At 71.0% G+C, this 18,631-nt stretch carries 13 protein-coding genes; 7 read left to right on the top strand and 6 right to left on the bottom strand.

Annotated elements, in window-relative coordinates; genetic code table 11:
* Window positions 1-196 precede the first annotated feature (196 nt).
* Entirely contained in the window at window positions 197-1,231 is a 1,035-nt protein-coding gene (locus tag ACFV2J_RS29615; RefSeq protein ID WP_385090752.1) for a zinc-dependent alcohol dehydrogenase family protein, read from the bottom strand.
* Window positions 1,232-1,273: 42 nt separating this feature from the next.
* Window positions 1,274-3,466, bottom strand: a complete 2,193-nt coding sequence (locus tag ACFV2J_RS29610; RefSeq protein ID WP_385441501.1) for an MMPL family transporter — start codon at window positions 3,464-3,466, stop codon at window positions 1,274-1,276.
* A gap of 477 nt (window positions 3,467-3,943) precedes the next feature.
* Between ACFV2J_RS29610 and ACFV2J_RS29605 the strand changes: the two genes are divergently transcribed.
* The 3 genes from ACFV2J_RS29605 to ACFV2J_RS29595 all read left to right on the top strand — a co-directional run bounded on the left by ACFV2J_RS29605 (window position 3,944) and on the right by ACFV2J_RS29595 (window position 7,563).
* Entirely contained in the window at window positions 3,944-4,543 is a 600-nt protein-coding gene (locus tag ACFV2J_RS29605; RefSeq protein WP_385089611.1) for a TetR family transcriptional regulator, read from the top strand.
* A gap of 357 nt (window positions 4,544-4,900) precedes the next feature.
* Window positions 4,901-5,140: a heavy-metal-associated domain-containing protein gene (locus tag ACFV2J_RS29600; protein WP_385089608.1), complete on the top strand. Its 240-nt coding sequence runs from the start codon at window positions 4,901-4,903 to the stop codon at window positions 5,138-5,140.
* Window positions 5,141-5,262: 122 nt separating this feature from the next.
* Entirely contained in the window at window positions 5,263-7,563 is a 2,301-nt protein-coding gene (locus tag ACFV2J_RS29595) for a heavy metal translocating P-type ATPase (protein WP_385089605.1), read from the top strand.
* A gap of 583 nt (window positions 7,564-8,146) precedes the next feature.
* Here ACFV2J_RS29595 and ACFV2J_RS29590 read toward each other — a convergent pair.
* The 4 genes from ACFV2J_RS29590 to ACFV2J_RS29575 all read right to left on the bottom strand — a co-directional run bounded on the left by ACFV2J_RS29590 (window position 8,147) and on the right by ACFV2J_RS29575 (window position 13,090).
* Window positions 8,147-9,451, bottom strand: a complete 1,305-nt coding sequence (locus tag ACFV2J_RS29590; protein WP_382652192.1) for a citrate synthase — start codon at window positions 9,449-9,451, stop codon at window positions 8,147-8,149.
* 254 nt (window positions 9,452-9,705) lie between these two features.
* Window positions 9,706-12,000, bottom strand: coding sequence for an ATP-dependent RecD-like DNA helicase (locus ACFV2J_RS29585; RefSeq protein WP_385089602.1), 2,295 nt, complete (start codon window positions 11,998-12,000; stop codon window positions 9,706-9,708).
* A 45-nt stretch (window positions 12,001-12,045) separates the two neighbouring features.
* A complete protein-coding gene (locus ACFV2J_RS29580) occupies window positions 12,046-12,246 on the bottom strand; it encodes a DUF397 domain-containing protein (protein WP_385089599.1) in 201 nt (66 codons plus the stop codon).
* A gap of 7 nt (window positions 12,247-12,253) precedes the next feature.
* Complete coding sequence (locus tag ACFV2J_RS29575; protein WP_385441494.1) at window positions 12,254-13,090, bottom strand: helix-turn-helix domain-containing protein; 837 nt, start codon at window positions 13,088-13,090, stop codon at window positions 12,254-12,256.
* Window positions 13,091-13,294: 204 nt separating this feature from the next.
* Between ACFV2J_RS29575 and ACFV2J_RS29570 the strand changes: the two genes are divergently transcribed.
* The 4 genes from ACFV2J_RS29570 to ACFV2J_RS29555 all read left to right on the top strand — a co-directional run bounded on the left by ACFV2J_RS29570 (window position 13,295) and on the right by ACFV2J_RS29555 (window position 18,506).
* On the top strand, window positions 13,295-13,699 hold the full coding sequence (locus ACFV2J_RS29570) for an ATP-binding protein (protein ID WP_385089595.1): 405 nt from the start codon (window positions 13,295-13,297) through the stop codon (window positions 13,697-13,699).
* A 226-nt stretch (window positions 13,700-13,925) separates the two neighbouring features.
* Window positions 13,926-15,011: a LacI family DNA-binding transcriptional regulator gene (locus ACFV2J_RS29565; RefSeq protein WP_385089592.1), complete on the top strand. Its 1,086-nt coding sequence runs from the start codon at window positions 13,926-13,928 to the stop codon at window positions 15,009-15,011.
* A complete protein-coding gene (locus ACFV2J_RS29560; RefSeq protein ID WP_385441490.1) occupies window positions 15,008-16,564 on the top strand; it encodes a sugar ABC transporter ATP-binding protein in 1,557 nt (518 codons plus the stop codon). Before ACFV2J_RS29565 ends, ACFV2J_RS29560 begins: the two co-directional genes overlap by 4 nt.
* Window positions 16,554-18,506, top strand: coding sequence for a substrate-binding domain-containing protein (locus tag ACFV2J_RS29555; RefSeq protein ID WP_385097964.1), 1,953 nt, complete (start codon window positions 16,554-16,556; stop codon window positions 18,504-18,506). Before ACFV2J_RS29560 ends, ACFV2J_RS29555 begins: the two co-directional genes overlap by 11 nt.
* Window positions 18,507-18,631: the final 125 nt, after the last annotated feature.

The following is an 18,631-nucleotide window of genomic DNA, read 5'->3' as shown; positions in this document are numbered from 1 at the left end:
TGTGTGTTTTAAACGCGCCTGGTCTTGGCCCCGGCCCCCGGGGCTTACCCCGCCCCCGCCCTCCCCCGCCCCCCCCGGCCCCGCCGGGCGCGGCCGGGTCTCCGCCTGAGACCGGACGGGGCAGGAGGCACGGCCCGCGGTCCCCGGGGCCCCGGCGGGTGGGCCGTCCGTCACGGTCACCGCGCGGCGGACGCGCTCAGCTCCACGGCTCGATGACCGTCACCCCGGTCCCGGGCGCCGTCCCCATCGCGGCCAGCGCGGCCGGCGCGCCGTCCAGCGCCAGGGTCGAGGTGACCAGGAGGTCGGGCCGGAGGACACCCGCCCGCACCAGCTCCAGCATCCGCGGGTAGGCGTGCGCCTGCATCCCATGGCTGCCCAGCAGCTCCAGTTCGAGGCCGATCACCCGGGCCATCGGAACGGCGGGCGCCTCGGGCAGCAGACCGACCTGGACGTGACGCCCCCGCCGGCGCAGCCCGTTCACCGAGGCCGCGCACGTGACCGGGGAACCCAGCGCGTCGAGGGAGAGATGCGCGCCGCCACCGGTCAGCTCGCGCACCGCCTCCGCCGTGTCCCCGGTGTGCGTGGCGTCCACCGTCTCCACCGCCCCGAAGGTCCGCGCCAGCTCCAGGGCCCGGGGCGAGAGGTCGACCGCGACGACCCGCGCCCCGGCCGCCGCGGCGATCATCACCGCCGAGAGGCCCACACCCCCGCAGCCGTGCACCGCGACCCACTCCCCCGCGGCCACCCGGCCCTGCGCGGCCACCGCGCGGAACGCCGTGGCGAACCGGCAGCCCAGTGACGCCGCCGTCGAGAGGGACATCCCGTCCGGCACCGCCACCAGGTTCACATCGGCGTGCTCCAGCGCCACGTACTGCGCGAAGGACCCCCAGTGCGTGAACCCGGGCTGGGTCTGCCGTTCGCAGACCTGCTGGTCGCCCGCCGCGCAGGAGGCACAGCTCCCGCAGGCGCAGACGAACGGGACGGTGACCCGGTCGCCGGCGCGCCAGCCCGTCACCCGCGCGCCCACCGCTTCGACGACCCCGGCGAGTTCATGGCCCGGTACATGGGGCAGCGTGATGTCCGGATCGTGCCCCATCCAGCCGTGCCAGTCGCTGCGGCACAGCCCGGTGGCCTTGACCCGCACCACCACTCCGTGGTCCGCGGGCGCCGGATCCGCCACCTCACGGACCCCGGCCGGCTCCCCGTACCGCTCGAACACCACTGCCCGCATCCGTCCCACCCTCCGCCCGAAGATCACCTTCCGGGGTGAACGCTAGCCGCGCACCTCGACCCTGTCCCGGTCCCGGTCGTCCGCCTCCTCACCCGCGCCGCCGGGTTCGTCCCCCTTCGTGGCCGCCTGCTCCGGTGTCCCGCCCTCACTGAGACCGAACCGGTCGTGGAAGCGGCGCAGGGGGGCGGGCGCCCACCAGGTCGCGCGCCCGGTGAGCCGCATGACCGCCGGGACCAGCAGGCTGCGCACGACCATCGCGTCCATCAGGACGGCCAGCGCGATGCCCAGGCCCAGCATCTTGGTGTTGGTCACGCGCGAGGTGCCGATCGCGACCATCACCACCGCCAGGATGACCGCGGCCGCGGTGATCAGTCCGCCGGTGCGCTGGAGACCGAAGCGGACCGACTCCCGGTGGTCGCCCGTGCGGTCGTACTCCTCCTTCATACGGGAGAGGAGGAAGACTCCGTAGTCCATGGACAGGCCGAAGGCGACGCAGAACATCAGCACCGGCAGGGTCGTCTCGATCGATCCCGGGCTGGTGAAGCCGAGCAGGCCGGAGAGATGACCGTCCTGGAAGACCCAGACCACCGCACCGAACATCGCCGTCAGGCTGAGCGCGTTGAGCAGCACCGCCTGGACCGGGATCAGGACACTGCCCGTGAGGAGGAAGACCAGCAGCAGCGTGACGATCGCGATGAACGCCGCCGCCCAGGGGAGCCGGTCGCCTATCGCGTGCTTGGAGTCGACCAGGACCGCCGCCGTACCGGTCACCGCCGTGCCGAACGGGGCGTCCGTCGCGCGCAGTTCACGCACCAGGCGCTGGGCCCCGTCACCGACCGCCTCGCCCTTCGGCTGCACCGTGAAGTACGCGGCGTCGCCCTTCACCAGGGGCCCGTCCACCCGCAGCGCTTCGGGGAGGGCGGCGATACGGCTCTTGTAGTCCGCGTACTGCGCCTCGGTGGCCCGGCCCTCCGCGAGGATCTCCAGGCCTCCGCCGGGGCTGCCCGGGAAGCCGTCCCGGATGTGCTGCTGGACAACGTGGGACGCCGCGTTCGAGGGCAGTTGCCGGTCGTCGGCGGTGCCGAACTTCACGCCCATGAAGGGCAGTCCGAGGACGATCAGCCCGACGGTGGTGGCCACCGCGAAGACCGGAGCCCGGCGCATGACGAGCGAGGCCGTCCGCCCCCAGGCCGCGCCGTCACCGGAGGCGCGCGGCTCGCCACGCCGGAACAGCCGGCGCAGATCGAGGGAGTTGACCCGGTGGCCGAGCAGCACCAGGGCCGCCGGGAGCAGGATCAGGGCGGACGCCGCGGCCAGCAGCACCACCGCGATGCCCGCGTAGGCGAAGGACCGCAGGAAGTACTGCGGGAAGAGCAGCATCGCGGCGAGCGACACGGCGACCGTGAGGGAGGAGAAGAGGACCGTGCGGCCCGCCGTGCGCAGGGTGGTGCCGACGGCGGTGACCGGCTCGGCACCGGTCGCCAGCTCCTCTCGGAACCGGCGGACGATGAACAGGGCGTAGTCGATCGCGAGGCCGAGCCCGAGGGCCGTGGTGAGGTTCATCGCGAAGACCGAGACGTCGGTGAACTCCGTGAGGCCCCGCAGCACGGCGTTCGTCCCCAGGATCGCGACGATGCCGACACCGAGCGGCAGCAGCGCCGCGATCGCGCTGCCGAAGACCATCACCAGCAGCACGAGGGTCACCGGCAGCGCGATGAACTCGGCCCGGGTCAGGTCCTCCCGGATGGTGGTCTGCATCTCGTGCTGCACGGCGACGGGGCCGCCGACCCTGATCCCCACCGGGCCGTGCGTGCCCCGGTAGGAGGGCGCGAGACGGTCCAGGGTCTCGCTCGCCGTCTTCTCGTCGCCCGTGATCCGTGCGGCGATCAGCGCCTCGCGGCCGTCCTCGGCGCGCAGCGCGGGGGCGCCCGACTCCCAGTACGAACCGACTCCCGTGACACCCCGCTCGGTGGCGAGCCGGGCCGCCAGCCGCTTCGCCTCGGCGGCGACGGCCGGATCGTCGACCGTGGCGCGCCCCGAGTCGACCAGGAGCAGCAGATTGGGCTGGGAGGCCGGGAACTCCCGCTCCAGGGCCTTCGTCGCGTACGTCGACTCGGCGGTCGGGTCCTGCCAGCCGCCGCTGCCCAGGCGGTCGGCCACCCCGCTGCCGGCGACCACCGCGAGGGCGGTGAGCAGCAGCGCGACGAGCAGGGACAGCCGGGGCCGAGCGGTCACGAACCGGGTCCAGCCCCCCACCCGCGGAGCGCCGGGCCTCGGGGCCCGGTCGCCCGTCCGCGCGCCGCCCGAGAGCGCGGCCCCGCCTGTCGGCGGGTCACCGTCCGCGCCGTCTCCGCCTCGCGCGCCCCTCCCGCGCGCCGCGCCCCTGCCCCGGTCCTGATCTGCGCTGTTGACTTCGGTCATCGCGCGGTGTCCCCTTCACCGTGACCCTGTGTCCGTGCGTCCGCGTCCGTCCGTGCGCTCAGGCAGCATGGGTCGGTCATTGCCATAGAATCGACAAACACGAGAGATCGCTCGCGTTTCACCAGAATGCGAGCGACCGCTCGCGTTTGTCAAACACGTTCGGAGAGTTGGGGATAACTCGTGCCCGACAAGCCCGAGAAGCGGCCCGTCGCCGCCGAGCGGACCACCGCCGACGGGCGGACCGCCGACGAAGAGCGGCCCCGCCGCCGGCAGGCCCGCGGCGAACGCCGGATCGCCCAGCTGCTGGAGGCCGCGGCCTCCGTCTTCTGCTCCACCGGCTACACCGCCGCCAGCACCAACGCGATCGCCCGCGAGGCGGGCGTCTCGCCGGGCACGCTCTACCAGTTCTTCCCGAACAAGGAAGCCATCGCGATCGAACTGGGCGACCGGCTCATGCACGAGATGCGGGCCACCTACGGCGAGGCACTCGGCCCGGTCGCCCCCGCGACCACACTGGAGGAGGCCGTCGGCGCCGCCGTCGACCGCTTCGTCGCCTTCAACTGCGACCACCCCGTGTTCTTCGCACTGATGCACGGCCCCGACATCCCGGGCCGGATCGCCGAGGAGCACGACGCGCTGCACCTGACCCTGGTCTCCCGGGTCGAAGGACTGCTCTCCGCGTTCCTGCCCGACACGCCTGCCGCCGGCATCACACGCACGGCGCAGGTGTGCCTGGGCATCTACAAGGCGGGGCTCGAACTGATCCTCGCCCACGAGGGCGCCGAACGCGCCGCCTACGTCCAGGAGCTGAAGAACGTCCTGTTCCGCTACGTCGAACCACTGACGGACGGCAAGGCACTCACCTCCGACACCCTCGCCGCCCGGCCCTGACGCGGACCCCCGTCATCCGCGGCGCCCCGGCCCCGGCAGGCCGGGGCGCGCCGCCCGTCGCCGGGGCCCGCCCGGGAACCGGACGGCCACCACGACCTGCGACACGGCGGCTCCCTGCCATAAAGTTCGGACAAATCCGTCCGAGATCCCCCACCCCCGAGGGGCAGCTCACCCCCCGGACCCACCCGCACCCGTCCGGACCCTTCTTGGAAAAATACCCCCTAGGGGTATAGTCTTGTGAATATCGAGGGGAACCCTGGAACCTCAGGACCCCTTTCGACCCACAGGCACCACGCCGCGACACGCCTCCGGCACCCCGCACCGCGACCCCGCACACGCCTCGACGAGGAGCACGCCATGACCGCGCAGACCGACACCCAGGGTTCCATCACGGCCGTCTACCAGGTGAGCGGCATGAGCTGCGGGCACTGCGAGGGCTCCGTCTCCGGTGAGATCTCCGGGATCGCCGGCGTCAGCTCGGTCCGGGCGGTGGCCGCGACGGGCGAGGTCACCGTGGTCTCCGCCGTGCCGCTCGACGAGGACGCCGTGCGCGCCGCGGTCGACGAGGCGGGCTTCGAGCTCGTCACCCGGGCCTGAGCCCCCGCCCCCGTCAGGGCCCTCCCGCGTCGCACCCCGTTCCGCCTAGCTCTCCCCACCGGGCCGTACCGACCAGCTGATACTGGCTCCGTACGGCCCGGCTCATTCCCTGGAGCCGGACCATGACCACCACAGCACCCGAGTCACCCATAGCGGAGACCTCCCCGGCCGCATCCCAGGCCGTGTCCCCGACCGCCGCCGCCACCGTCACCACCGACGTCGAACTCACGATCGGCGGCATGACCTGCGCCTCCTGCGCGGCCCGCGTCGAGAAGAAGCTCAACCGCATGGACGGCGTCACCGCCACCGTCAATTACGCGACGGAGAAGGCGAAGGTCTCGTACCCGGTGGGGGTACAGGTCGCCGACCTGATCGCCACCGTCGTGAAGACGGGATACACGGCCGAGGAGCCCCCGCCGCCACCGGCCGGCACGGCGGAACCGGCCGCGACCGCCGACGAGGACCCCGAACTCGCCTCCCTGCGCGAGCGGCTCGTCGTCTCCGCCCTGCTCGCCCTCCCCGTCGTCCTGATGTCGATGGTCCCCGCACTCCAGTTCGACAACTGGCAGTGGCTCTCGCTGACGCTCGCCGCGCCCGTCGTCGTCTGGGGCGCGCTGCCGTTCCACCGGGCCGCGTTCACCAACGCCCGGCACGGCGCGGCCACCATGGACACGCTCGTCTCGGTCGGCACGCTCGCCGCGTTCGGCTGGTCCCTGTGGGCGCTGTTCTGGGGCCACGCGGGGATGCCCGGCATGCGGCACGGCTTCGAGCTGACCGTCTCGCGCACGGACGGATCGTCGACGATCTACCTGGAGGTCGCCGCCGGGGTCGTCGCGTTCATCCTGCTCGGCCGCTATCTGGAAGCCCGCTCCAAGCGGCGGGCGGGGGCGGCCCTGCGGGCGCTGATGGAACTGGGCGCCAGGGACGTCGCGGTGCTGCGGGACGGCCGGGAGGTGCGCGTCCCGGTCGAGCTGCTGACGCCCGGTGACCGTTTCGTCGTACGGCCCGGCGAGAAGATCGCCACGGACGGCACCGTCGTCGAGGGCGCCTCCGCCGTGGACGCCTCCATGCTGACGGGCGAGTCGGTGCCGGTCGACGTCGCGGTGGGCTCCGTGGTGACCGGCGCGACCGTGAACGCGGGGGGCCGGCTCGTCGTCGAGGCGACCCGGGTCGGGGCCGACACCCGGCTCGCGCGGATGGCACGGCTCGTCGAGGACGCGCAGAACGGCAAGGCCGAGGCGCAGCGGCTCGCCGACCGGATCTCCGGCGTCTTCGTACCGGTGGTGCTGGTCATCGCGCTCGGCACCTTCGCGGTCTGGCTCGGCGCCACGGGCGACCCGGCCGCCGCCTTCACCGCGGCCGTCGCCGTGCTGATCATCGCCTGCCCGTGCGCGCTCGGCCTGGCCACGCCGACCGCTCTGATGGTCGGCACCGGCCGCGGCGCCCAGCTCGGCATCCTCATCCGGGGCCCCGAGGTCCTGGAGTCCACCCGCCGGGTCGACACCGTCGTCCTGGACAAGACCGGCACGGTGACGACGGGGCGGATGACGCTGCGCGAGGTGTACGTCACCGCGGGCGGCGACGAGAAGGAGCTCCTGCGGCTCGCAGGCGCCCTGGAACACGCCTCCGAGCACCCGGTGGCCCGGGCGGTCGCCGCGGGCGCCCAGGAGCGGGCTGGAGCCCTTCCCGCGGTGGAGGACTTCGAGAGCACCCCCGGGCTGGGGGTGCGCGGACGCGTCGAGGGTCACGACGTCCGGGTCGGACGGCCCGGGCCGGGGCCGCTCCCGCCGGAGCTGGCCCGGGCGAAGGCCGGGGCCGAGGCGGACGGAGAGACGGCCGTGGTGGTCACCCGGGACGGAGTGGCGCTCGGTGTCCTGACCGTCGCCGACACGGTCAAGGAGACCAGCGCGCAGGCCGTGCGCGAGCTGCGCGCCCTGGGGCTCACCCCCGTGCTGCTGACCGGTGACAACCGGGCGGTCGCGGAGTCGGTGGCGCGCGCGGTGGGCATCGAACCCGGTGACGTGATCGCCGAGGTGCTGCCGCAGGACAAGGTCGACGTCGTCAGGCGGCTTCAGGGCGAGGGGCGGACCGTGGCGATGGTCGGCGACGGGGTGAACGACGCGGCGGCCCTCGCCACCGCCGACCTCGGCCTGGCGATGGGCACGGGCACGGACGCGGCGATCGAGGCGAGCGATCTGACGCTGGTCCGCGGGGATCTGCGGGTGGCGGCGGACGCGATCCGGCTGTCGCGCAGGACGCTGGCCACGATCAAGGGAAACCTGGCCTGGGCCTTCGCCTACAACGTGGCGGCGCTGCCGCTCGCCGCGGCCGGGCTCCTCAACCCCATGATCGCGGGGGCGGCGATGGCCTTCTCCTCCGTGTTCGTGGTGACGAACAGCCTCCGACTCAGGACATTCTCATGACGACGAATTAAGAGTCCCCCTAGAGTCCAACGGGAGCCTCACATAAGCTCTTCACAAGGCTCGCGCATCTTCCTTACGCTTGGCCCCCGATTCCCGAATCGGGGCTCTTGCGCATCTTCAGGACATACGCAAGAGACACAGATCACAGTGATGTGAACGTAACCAGCGAAGGGGTTCGTGAGTCTAAGTTGGCGATGCCAGAGACGTCTTGGGGGGCGTTTCTGACATCTGGGGATGTCTTGGGGGACGTTCCCGGAACCGCGTTGCCGGGGCACGTACACCGGGGAGCTTTGAGCGGCCCTCCCGTCGGTACGGGTCCCGGCACATCGCACCGGAGCGCGTGCGGGAGCACGCGGTAGCACGCGGTAGCACGAAGAGTTCTGCTCGTTTTACTCGCAGCGGTTCAGGCGCTGTCCACAGACGCCCGGCCGGATCCCGTGGGGGGAATCCGCACCGGGACAAGGAAAGCGCCCTGACTGCCGGCCCGTGGGGGGACCGGTAGCAGGGCGCTTTCCGTTTTGCTTGGTTCTGTTCGGTTCGCTCGGTTCCGAACCCTTCGGGGGCTATGCCCCTACGAAGATGATCAGCGAGCCTCGACCGGCACGAAGTCGCGCTCGACGACACCCGTGTAGATCTGCCGCGGGCGGCCGATGCGGGAACCGGGCTCCTTGATCATCTCGTGCCACTGGGCGATCCAGCCCGGGAGGCGGCCGAGGGCGAACAGGACCGTGAACATCTCGGTCGGGAAGCCCATGGCGCGGTAGATCAGACCCGTGTAGAAGTCCACGTTCGGGTAGAGGCTGCGCGAGACGAAGTAGTCGTCGGAGAGCGCGTGCTCCTCCAGCTTGAGCGCGATGTCCAGCAGCTCGTCGGACTTGCCGAGCGCCGAGAGGACGTCGTGCGCGGCCGCCTTGATGATCTTCGCCCGGGGGTCGAAGTTCTTGTAGACGCGGTGCCCGAAGCCCATCAGGCGGACGCCGTCCTCCTTGTTCTTCACCTTGCGGATGAAGGAGTCGACGTCGCCGCCGGAGGCCTGGATGCCTTCGAGCATCTCCAGCACGGACTGGTTGGCGCCACCGTGCAGCGGGCCCCAGAGGGCGGAGATACCGGCGGAGATCGAGGCGAACATGTTCGCCTGCGAGGAGCCCACCAGACGCACGGTGGACGTCGAACAGTTCTGCTCGTGGTCCGCGTGCAGGATGAGCAGCTTGTCGAGCGCGGAGACGACGACCGGGTCGAGCTCGTACTCCTGCGCGGGGACCGAGAAGGTCATGCGCAGGAAGTTCTCGACGTACCCGAGGTCGTTGCGCGGGTAGACGAAGGGGTGGCCGATCGACTTCTTGTAGGCGTACGCCGCGATCGTCGGAAGCTTGGCGAGCAGGCGGATCGTCGAGAGGTGACGCTGCTTCTCGTCGAACGGGTTGTGGCTGTCCTGGTAGAACGTCGACAGGGCGCTGACCACGGACGACAGCATCGCCATCGGGTGGGCGTCGCGCGGGAAGCCCTGGAAGAAGCGCTTGACGTCCTCGTGCAGCAGGGTGTGCTGCGTGATCTCGTTCTTGAAGGTGGAGAGCTCGTCCACGTTCGGCAGTTCGCCGTTGATCAGCAGCGAGGCCACCTCGAGGAAGGTGGAGCGCTCGGCCAGCTGCTCGATCGGGTAGCCGCGGTACCGGAGGATGCCCTCCTCGCCGTCGAGATAGGTGATCGCGGATTTGTAGGCGGCGGTGTTGCCGTACCCGCTGTCCAGCGTCACCAGACCGGTCTGGGCGCGGAGCTTGCCGATGTCGAAGCCCTTGTCGCCGACGGTGCTGTCGATCACCGGGTAGGTGTACTCGCCATCGCCGAACCGCAGTACTACAGCGTTGTTGTCGCTCACGTCATCCCTCACCGACGTTGTGCCTCTTCTTCGAGGTGCCCTGACTGTCTCTACCATCCCCCATTTGGCCCTGGAGAGTGCACTCGGGGTCGACCATTGGGCCGGTTGGCGGCACTGAGTGCCGCCAACCTGCTCATCCTGCCCCTCTTCGCCCTGGTTCCGGAAGTGCTGTGTGACCTTTACGACTCCTTTGATCGATCATTTTTTCGGGACGCCCGGCCGAGCGGCCCGGACGGAACGCGCGCGCCGGGAACGGCCGGAACCGGTCAGGGCCGGTGGGCCTGCTCCGGAGCGGGCGGGTGGGACAGCGGACGGCCCGCGAGACGGAAGGACAGCGCCGTGCAGCGCCGGCCTGCCGACACCGTGCGGACGGCCTGGCCGATCGCCTTGCGGGAGCCGACGAGGACGACCAGCTTCTTGGCCCGGGTGACCGCCGTGTAGAGGAGGTTGCGCTGGAGCATCATCCAGGCCCCCGTGGTGACCGGGATCACCACCGCGGGGTACTCGCTGCCCTGGGAGCGGTGGATCGTCACCGCGTACGCATGCGCCAGCTCGTCCAGTTCGTCGAAGTCGTACGGCACCTCCTCGTCCTCGTCCGTCAGCACCGTCAGACGCTGTTCGACCGGATCGAGCGAGGTCACGACGCCCACGGTGCCGTTGAAGACGCCGTTCTCGCCCTTCTCGTAGTTGTTGCGGATCTGGGTGACCTTGTCGCCGACGCGGAAGACCCGGCCGCCGAAGCGCTTCTCGGCGAGCTCGGGGCGCGCGGGTGTGATCGCCTGCTGGAGCAGGCCGTTGAGGGTGCCCGCGCCGGCCGGCCCCCGGTGCATCGGCGCCAGCACCTGCACGTCCCGGCGCGGGTCCAGCCCGAACTTGGCCGGAATCCGCCGGGCCACCACGTCCACCGTGAGCCGCCCGGTCTCCTCGGTGTCGTCCTCGACGAAGAGGAAGAAGTCCTTCAGGCCGTCGGTGACCGGGTGCTGCCCGGAGTTGATCCGGTGCGCGTTCGTCACCACCCCGGACTGCTGGGCCTGACGGAAGATCCGGGTCAGCCGGACCGACGGGACGGGGCCGCCCTCGGCGAGCAGGTCCCGCAGCACCTCGCCCGCGCCCACGCTGGGGAGCTGGTCGACGTCTCCCACGAACAGGAGGTGGGCGCCCGGCGGCACCGCCTTGGCCAGCTTGTTGGCGAGCAGCAGGTCGAGCATGGAGGCCTCGTCCACGACCACCAGGTCGGCGTCCAGCGGACGGTCCTTGTCGTACGCCGCGTCCCCGCCCGGCTTCAGCTCCAGCAGCCGGTGCACCGTCGAGGCCTCGGCGCCCGTGAGCTCGGCGAGCCGCTTGGCCGCGCGGCCCGTGGGCGCGGCGAGGACGACCTTCGCCCGCCTGGCGCGCGCCAGTTCCACGATCGAGCGGACCGTGAACGACTTGCCGCAGCCGGGGCCTCCGGTGAGCACGGCGACCTTCCTGGTCAGTGCCAGCCGCACGGCCTCCTCCTGCTCGGGCGCCAACTCCGCGCCCGTACGCCCCCTGAGCCAGGTCAGCGCCTTGTCCCAGGCCACGTCCCGGAAGCCGGGCATCCGGTCCTGGTCGGCGCGCAGCAGGCGCAACAGCTGTGCGGAGAGCGAGAGTTCGGCGCGGTGGAAGGGCACCAGATAGACCGCCGTCACCGGCTCACCGCCGTCGGGACCGGGCACCTTCTCCCGTACGACACCGGGCTCCTCGCCGTCCTCCGGGGGAGCGGCGAGTTCGGCCAGGCACTCGATGACCAGGCCCGTGTCCACCTGGAGGAGTTTCACCGCGTCCGCGATCAGCCGCTCCTCCGGGAGGTAGCAGTGCCCCTGGTCGGTGGACTGCGAAAGGGCGTACTGGAGGCCCGCCTTGACGCGCTCCGGGCTGTCGTGCGGGATGCCGACGGACTGGGCGATCCGGTCGGCGGTGAGGAAGCCGATGCCCCAGACGTCGGCGGCGAGCCGGTAGGGCTGATTCCGCACGACGGAGATCGACGCGTCGCCGTACTTCTTGTAGATGCGCACCGCGATCGACGTCGACACCTCGACGCTCTGGAGGAAAAGCATGACCTCCTTGATCGCCTTCTGTTCCTCCCAGGCGTCGGCGATCTTCTTCGTCCGCTTCGGGCCGAGGCCGGGGACCTCGATGAGCCGCTTCGGCTCCTCCTCGATGATCCGGAGCGTGTCCAGCCCGAAGTGCTGGGTGATGCGGTCCGCGAAGACCGGGCCGATGCCCTTGACCAGGCCGGAACCGAGATAGCGGCGGATGCCCTGGACGGTGGCCGGCAGGACCGTCGTGTAGTTCTCCACCGTGAACTGCTTGCCGTACTGCGGGTGGGAGCCCCAGCGGCCCTCCATCCGGAGCGACTCGCCGACCTGCGCGCCGAGCAGCGCGCCGACGACGGTCAGCAGGTCCCCCGCGCCGCGGCCGGTGTCCACCCGCGCGACCGTGTAGCCGCTCTCCTCGTTCGCGTAGGTGATCCGCTCCAGCACGCCTTCGAGGACGGCCGGCTGCCGTTCGCCTGTGGGAGTCCCCGCCTGGTGCGCCATGATCCGACGGTACCGGTGGGCACCGACAGGGGCGCCCCCGCCCGCTCACCGCCGCCGGGCCGGCCCCCCGGGCGCCTGCTTCAGGGATTCGAGGAAGGCGGTGAAGGCGGGGGTGGGGAAGGTGAGGGTGGCTCGGGCGGGGGCTTTGGAGTCGCGGATGGCTGTGCGGGTGGAGGTGGTCGCGATCTCCACGCACTCGTTGCCGTCACCCGGGCCCGAGTAGGACGACTTCCGCCAGTTGTCCATGGGTTCCTCATAGCTCTTTCGTCAGCCGGTGGATGAACTCGCGCGACTGTCCGGGGTCGAGTGACGCGCCCTCCACTTTACGGAAGCTCGTTCGATAGGTGTCGAGCTGGGCTTCGGAATCGAGGAAGGCCGAGCCGTGCAGCGCGTCGCGGACCACTGTGTCCAGCCTGGGCAAGGGGCCGCCCACGTACGTCATCGTGCTGGAGGCTCCGGCGAAGCCGTCCAGGTCCAGGGGGATGACGCGCACGGTGACGTGGTCGGCCTCGGAGAACTCCACCAGTCGCGCGAGTTGGACCCTTGAGGTGGCACGGTCGCCGACTCTGATCCGAAGCGCCGCCTCGTGGATCACCGCCTCGTGCGGGATGGTGACCTGCTGGCGTGCCTTGCGGTGCTGGATGCGCACCTCGATCTCGTCGCTGGTGAGTTCGGGCAGCCTGGACGAGAAGACCGCACGTGAGTAGTCCTCCGTCTGCAGAAGTCCCGGTACGTACAGGATGGCCACGTGGCGCTGAAACCGTGCGTGGTGCTCCAGCTCGGACAGGTCCAGGAATGACGTGGGGAGCAGGCCCCGGTACTCCTCCCACCAACCTCGGGTTCGGTCGATGGCCACCGCCACCAGAGCGTCGATGAACTCCTCGTCGGTACAGGCATAGTGCGAGGCGAAGCGGCGCAGCCGCTGCTCGCTCACACCCACGAGCCCTGCTTCGATCTGGCTGATCTGGACGCGACTCGTACCGAGCAGGGCCGCCGCCTCGGTGGCGCTGAGTCCCGCTGTCTCGCGGAGCCTGCGCAGTTCGGTGGCCAGGCGCATCTGACGTGCTGTCGGTTCGCGCCTCAGGACCATCTCGCTCCTCGGTTCAACACGCTTGCTGTTGGGACTCGTTCGAGGGGCAGATTACGCGATCGGCTTGCTCGGGATTAAGTGTTAGCCGTACCGTCGGTGACGCCCCGCACACGCAGCGGAAGCGCACCGCTCCGTCCTGCCATGACGGATGCAGCAATGCCACCGTGCGTGCATTTCCCCCACCGCCAACGGAGTTGATGACGCATGCCCGAAGCATGGGAGTACACCCTCACCATCCCCAACGACCTCCGCGCGGTCACCGTCAGCCGCCGCACCCTCCGGCTGATCCTCACCGCCCATGGGCTGATCCGCCTGGTCGACGTCGCCGAGTTGCTCGCCACCGAGCTGGTCTCCAACGCCGTACGGCACACGAAGGGACCGGCCGCCCTGCGGGTGCGCTGGGCGCCGCCCGGCACCCTGCGGCTCGGCGCATGGGACGCGGACCCCGAACCGCCGGAGCCGCCACGGCCGTCGGACCGGTTCGCCGAACGGGAGGAGGGGCGCGGGCTGGCACTGGTGCAGGCGTGCTCGGACCTGTGGGGCTGGCAGCCCCTGTCCAGGTTCGGCAATCGGGGCAAGTACGTGTGGTGCGAGCTGGCCGCGGCGTGATCCCCGCCCCGCCGCCGACACGAGAGGCCCGGTGAGCGGGGCACCCCTTCGGAACCCCTGCCCGCGGGTGCCGCCGGCCGTCCCGCCGACCCTCCCGCGACGCCGATGGGACCCGGATCACGTTCATCACGATCCGGTCTCAGAAGGTCTTTGGACCCTTGCCCGAAAGCCGTGTAATCGATTCCAATCCTCCGTGTAATCGATTCCACGAGGAGGTGGGGCGGTCATGGCGAGCATCAAGGATGTCGCCGCGGAGGCGGGTGTGTCCGTCGCCACGGTCTCCCGTGTGCTGAACGACCATCCGTCGGTCAGCCCGGACGCACGTACCCGTGTGCTGGCGGCCGTACAGAGGCTGGGCTACCGCCCGAACGCCGTCGCCCGTTCGCTGCGCACCGACCAGACGCGCACCCTGGGCCTGGTCATCAGCGACGTGCTGAACCCCTACTTCACCGAACTGGCCCGCTCCGTCGAGGAGGAGGCCCGCGCCCTCGGCTACAGCGTGATCATCGGCAACGCCGACGAGCGGCCCGAGATCGAGGACCACCACGTACGGACCCTGCTCGACCGGCGCATCGACGGTCTGCTGGTCTCCCCCACCGACGGCGGCTCCCCCGCGATGCTGGACGCGGCGCGCGCCGGCACCCCGATGGTCTTCGTGGACCGCTGGATCGCCGGCGTGGACGTCCCCGTCGTACGGGCGGACGGACGCACGGCCGTCCGTGACCTCGTCGCCCACCTGCACGGTCTCGGACACCGCCGGCTCGCCATCATCACGGGCCCGGCGGCGACCACCACCGGCAGTGAGCGGGTCGAGGCGTTCCGGGAAGCGCTCGCCGCCCACGGCATCGCCCTGCCGGACGCCTACATCGGACAGGGCGACTTCCAGGCCGAGAGCGGGCGCCGCGCCACCGAACGGTTCCTGGACCTGGCCGAACCGCCCGAGGTCGTCTTCGCCGCCGACAACCTGATGGCGCTCGGCGCGCTGGACGCCGTCCGGGCCCGTGGACTGCGGGTGCCCGAGGACATCGCGCTCGCCGCGTTCGACGACATCCCGTGGTTCGTGCACACCGATCCCCCGATCACCGCGATCGCCCAGCCGACCGGCGAGCTGGGACGGGCCGCCGTACGCGCGCTCGTCGACCGGATCGAGGGACGCCCCCCGCAGTCCGTCACCCTCCCCGCCCGTCTCGTCGTCCGCCGCTCGTGCGGCGAACCGCCCCCGGTACGGACGGCCCCCGGACAACCGCCCCCTCCGACCCCCCTAGAGACGACCCCCGCACAGCAGTCCCCCGTACAAAGGAGCCAGTCGTGAGCAACGAGGACGAGTTGCTGCGCATCGAGGGCATTCGCAAGACCTTCCCCGGCGTGGTCGCGCTGGACAGCGTCGACTTCGATCTGCGCCGCGGCGAGGTGCACGTGCTGCTCGGCGAGAACGGCGCCGGCAAGAGCACGCTGATCAAGATGCTCTCCGGCGCCTACCAGCCCGACTCCGGGCGCGTTCTCGTGGACGGCGCGGAGGTGCGCATCCACGGGGCGCAGGACTCCGAGCGCCTCGGGATCGCCACCATCTACCAGGAGTTCAACCTCGTTCCCGACCTGACGGTCGCCGAGAACATCTTCCTGGGACGGCAGCCGCGCCGCTACGGACTGATCGACCGCCGCACGATGGAGGCCGAGGCCGCCGCGCTGCTCGAACGGGTCGGCGTGAACGTGTCGCCCCGCGCGCGGGTGCGTGAACTCGGCATCGCGCGCCTCCAGATGGTCGAGATCGCGAAGGCGCTGAGCCTGGACGCGCGCGTCCTGATCATGGACGAGCCGACCGCGGTGCTCACCTCCGAAGAGGTCGAGAAACTCTTCGCGATCGTGCGTCAGCTGCGCGAGGACGGGGTCGGCATCGTCTTCATCACGCACCACCTGGAGGAGATCGCGGTCCTGGGGGACCGGGTCACGGTCATCCGCGACGGCAAGAGCGTCGGCCAGGTGCCCGCGACCACGCCCGAGCCCGAACTGGTCCGCCTCATGGTGGGCCGGTCGATCGAGCAGCAGTACCCGCGTGAGCGTCCCGAGACCGAGGCCGGTACCGGTACCGGTGCCGGTGCCGCGTTGCTGACCGTCGAGGGGCTGACCCGCGACGGTGTCTTCCACGACGTGAGCTTCGAGGTGCGGGCCGGTGAGGTCGTCGGCATCGCGGGGCTCGTGGGTGCCGGACGTACGGAGGTCGTCCGCGCGGTCTTCGGCGCCGACCCGTACGACAAGGGCGCCGTGAAGGTCGCCGGCACCGAGCTGCGCGGGCACGACGTGACCGCCGCGATGCGGGCCGGCATCGGCCTCGTCCCCGAGGACCGCAAGGGCCAGGGACTGCTCCTCGACGCCTCCGTCGAGGAGAACCTCGGCCTGGTCACCATGCGGGGCGCCACCCACGGCGGACTCGTCGACCTGAGGGGTCAGCGGGTGGCCGCCGCGCGGATCGCCGAGCAGCTCGGCGTCCGGATGGCCGGTCTCGGCCAGCACGTACGCACGCTGTCCGGTGGCAACCAGCAGAAGGTCGTCATCGGCAAGTGGCTGCTGGCCGACACCAAGGTGCTGATCCTCGACGAGCCGACCCGTGGCATCGACGTCGGCGCCAAGGTCGAGATCTACCAGCTCGTCAACGAACTGACGGCCGCGGGCGCGGCCGTCCTGATGATCTCCAGCGATCTGCCCGAGGTGCTCGGCATGAGCGACCGGGTGCTGGTGATGGCCCAGGGCCGGATCGCGGGCGAACTGTCCGCGGCCGAAGCCACGCAGGACTCCGTGATGGCACTCGCCGTCAGCACACCGACCACCAAATCCGAAACCGCTGTGGAGGGCTCCCGTGGCCACTGACACGCTCAAGAGCACATCGGGCGCGAGTGGCGCCTCGGCGGTCCGCCGCCTCCTGCTCGACAACGGAGCGCTCACCGCGCTCATCGCCCTCGTCATCGCGATGGCGGCACTGTCCGGCGACTTCCTGACGACGGACAACCTGCTCAACATCGGCGTCCAGGCGGCCGTGACCGCCATCCTCGCCTTCGGCTCGACCTTCGTCATCGTCGCGGCGGGCATCGACCTGTCGGTCGGCTCGGTCGCCGCGCTCTCCGCCACCGTCCTCGCCTGGATGGCGACCACGCAGGGCGTCCCGGTCTGGATCGCGGTGATCGTCTCGATCGCCGCCGGCATCGCCGTCGGCCTGGTCAACGGCGTGATGATCGCGTACGGGAAACTGCCGCCGTTCATCGCGACGCTCGCCATGCTCTCGGTGGGCCGCGGTCTGTCCCTGGTGATCTCGCAGGGCAGCCCGATCGCCTTCCCCTCCTCGGTCTCGCACCTCGGTGACACCCTCGGCGGCTGGCTGCCCGTCCCGGTCCTCGTCATGGTCGTCATGGGCCTGATCACGGCCGTGATCCTCGGCCGTACCTACATCGGCCGCTCCATGTACGCCATCGGCGGCAACGAGGAGGCGGCCCGCCTCTCCGGCCTGCGGGTGAAGAAGCAGAAGCTCGCGATCTACGCCCTGTCGGGTCTGTTCGCGGCCGCCGCGGGCATCGTGCTCGCTTCCCGGCTCTCCTCCGCGCAGCCGCAGGCCGCGCAGGGCTACGAACTGGACGCGATCGCCGCGGTCGTCATCGGCGGTGCCTCGCTCGCGGGCGGCACCGGCAAGGCGTCCGGCACGCTGATCGGCGCGCTGATCCTCGCGGTGCTGCGCAACGGCCTCAACCTGCTGTCCGTCTCCGCCTTCTGGCAGCAGGTCGTCATCGGTGTCGTGATCGCGCTGGCGGTGCTGCTCGACACGGTGCGGCGCAAGGCCGGCGCGACCCCGGCGGCCGCCGGGGCCGGTACCCCGGGCAACCGGGGCAAGCAGGCGGCGACGTATCTCATCGCGGCCGTGGTCGCGGCGGCGATCGTCGGTGCGATGTCCTTCCTGCACACCGGCTCCTCCTCGACGGCGTCGAAGAAGGTGGGCCTGTCCCTCTCCACGCTGAACAACCCCTTCTTCGTCCAGATCAAGAAGGGCGCGCAGCAGGAGGCGAAGAAGCTCGGCGTGAGCCTGACGGTCACCGACGCCCAGAACGACGCGTCCCAGCAGGCCAACCAGCTCCAGAACTTCACCAGTTCGGGCCTCGGCGCGATCATCGTCAACCCGGTGGACTCGGACGCGGCGGGCCCGTCGGTCCGCTCGGCGAACAAGGCCGACATCCCCGTCATCGGTGTCGACCGGGGCGTGAACAAGGCGGACACGGCCGCGCTGGTCGCCTCCGACAACATCGAGGGCGGCAAGCTGGGCGCCAAGGCGCTGGCCGAGAAGCTGGGCGGCAAGGGCAAGATCGTCATCCTTCAGGGTCTGGCGGGCACGTCCGCGAGCCGTGAGCGGGGCGCGGGCTTCGCCGAGGGCCTGAAGGCCTACCCCGGCATCAAGGTCGTCGCCCGGCAGCCCGCGGACTTCGACCGCACCAAGGGCCTCGACGTGATGACGAACCTGCTCCAGGCGCACCCCGACGTCCAGGGTGTCTTCGCCGAGAACGACGAGATGGCGCTCGGCGCGATCAAGGCGCTCGGTTCCAAGGCCGGCAAGTCGGTCTCGGTCATCGGCTTCGACGGCACCCCCGACGGACTGAAGGCGGTCAAGAACGGCACGCTGTACGCCTCCGTGGCCCAGCAGCCGACGGAACTCGGCCGGATCGCGGTGGAGAACGCGCTGAAGTCCGCCGAGGGCAAGAAGGTCGAGAAGACCGTGATGGTGCCGGTGAAGGTGGTCACGGCACAGAACGTGGCCGGGTTCACCGGCTGAGCCGAGCGGCGGTGGGGGGGGGGGGGGGGGGGCGCCCCCCCCCCCCCCCCCCCCCCCCCCCCCCCCCAAAAAAAAGCGGCTTGAGTTTAAAGGAAAAACAAAACGGGGGGGGGTGGGGGCAAACC

The sequence above is a fragment of the Streptomyces sp. NPDC059668 genome (genome assembly GCF_042734135.1).
In the GTDB taxonomy this organism is placed as follows: domain Bacteria; phylum Actinomycetota; class Actinomycetes; order Streptomycetales; family Streptomycetaceae; genus Streptomyces.
The sequence above is the reverse complement of the archived record's forward strand: the minus strand, read 5'-3'. Positions and strand labels throughout refer to the sequence as shown.

Excerpts from the sequence above, each read along its gene's own strand:
- ACFV2J_RS29595 (WP_385089605.1), top strand. The coding sequence starts at position 5,263 with ATGACCACCACAGCACCCGAGTCACCCATAGCGGAGACCTCCCCGGCC.
- ACFV2J_RS29615 (WP_385090752.1), bottom strand. The coding sequence starts at position 1,231 with ATGCGGGCAGTGGTGTTCGAGCGGTACGGGGAGCCGGCCGGGGTCCGT.
- ACFV2J_RS29580 (WP_385089599.1), bottom strand. The coding sequence starts at position 12,246 with ATGGACAACTGGCGGAAGTCGTCCTACTCGGGCCCGGGTGACGGCAAC.
- ACFV2J_RS29575 (WP_385441494.1), bottom strand. The coding sequence starts at position 13,090 with ATGGTCCTGAGGCGCGAACCGACAGCACGTCAGATGCGCCTGGCCACC.
- ACFV2J_RS29600 (WP_385089608.1), top strand. The coding sequence starts at position 4,901 with ATGACCGCGCAGACCGACACCCAGGGTTCCATCACGGCCGTCTACCAG.
- ACFV2J_RS29565 (WP_385089592.1), top strand. The coding sequence starts at position 13,926 with ATGGCGAGCATCAAGGATGTCGCCGCGGAGGCGGGTGTGTCCGTCGCC.
- ACFV2J_RS29585 (WP_385089602.1), bottom strand. The coding sequence starts at position 12,000 with ATGGCGCACCAGGCGGGGACTCCCACAGGCGAACGGCAGCCGGCCGTC.
- ACFV2J_RS29570 (WP_385089595.1), top strand. The coding sequence starts at position 13,295 with ATGCCCGAAGCATGGGAGTACACCCTCACCATCCCCAACGACCTCCGC.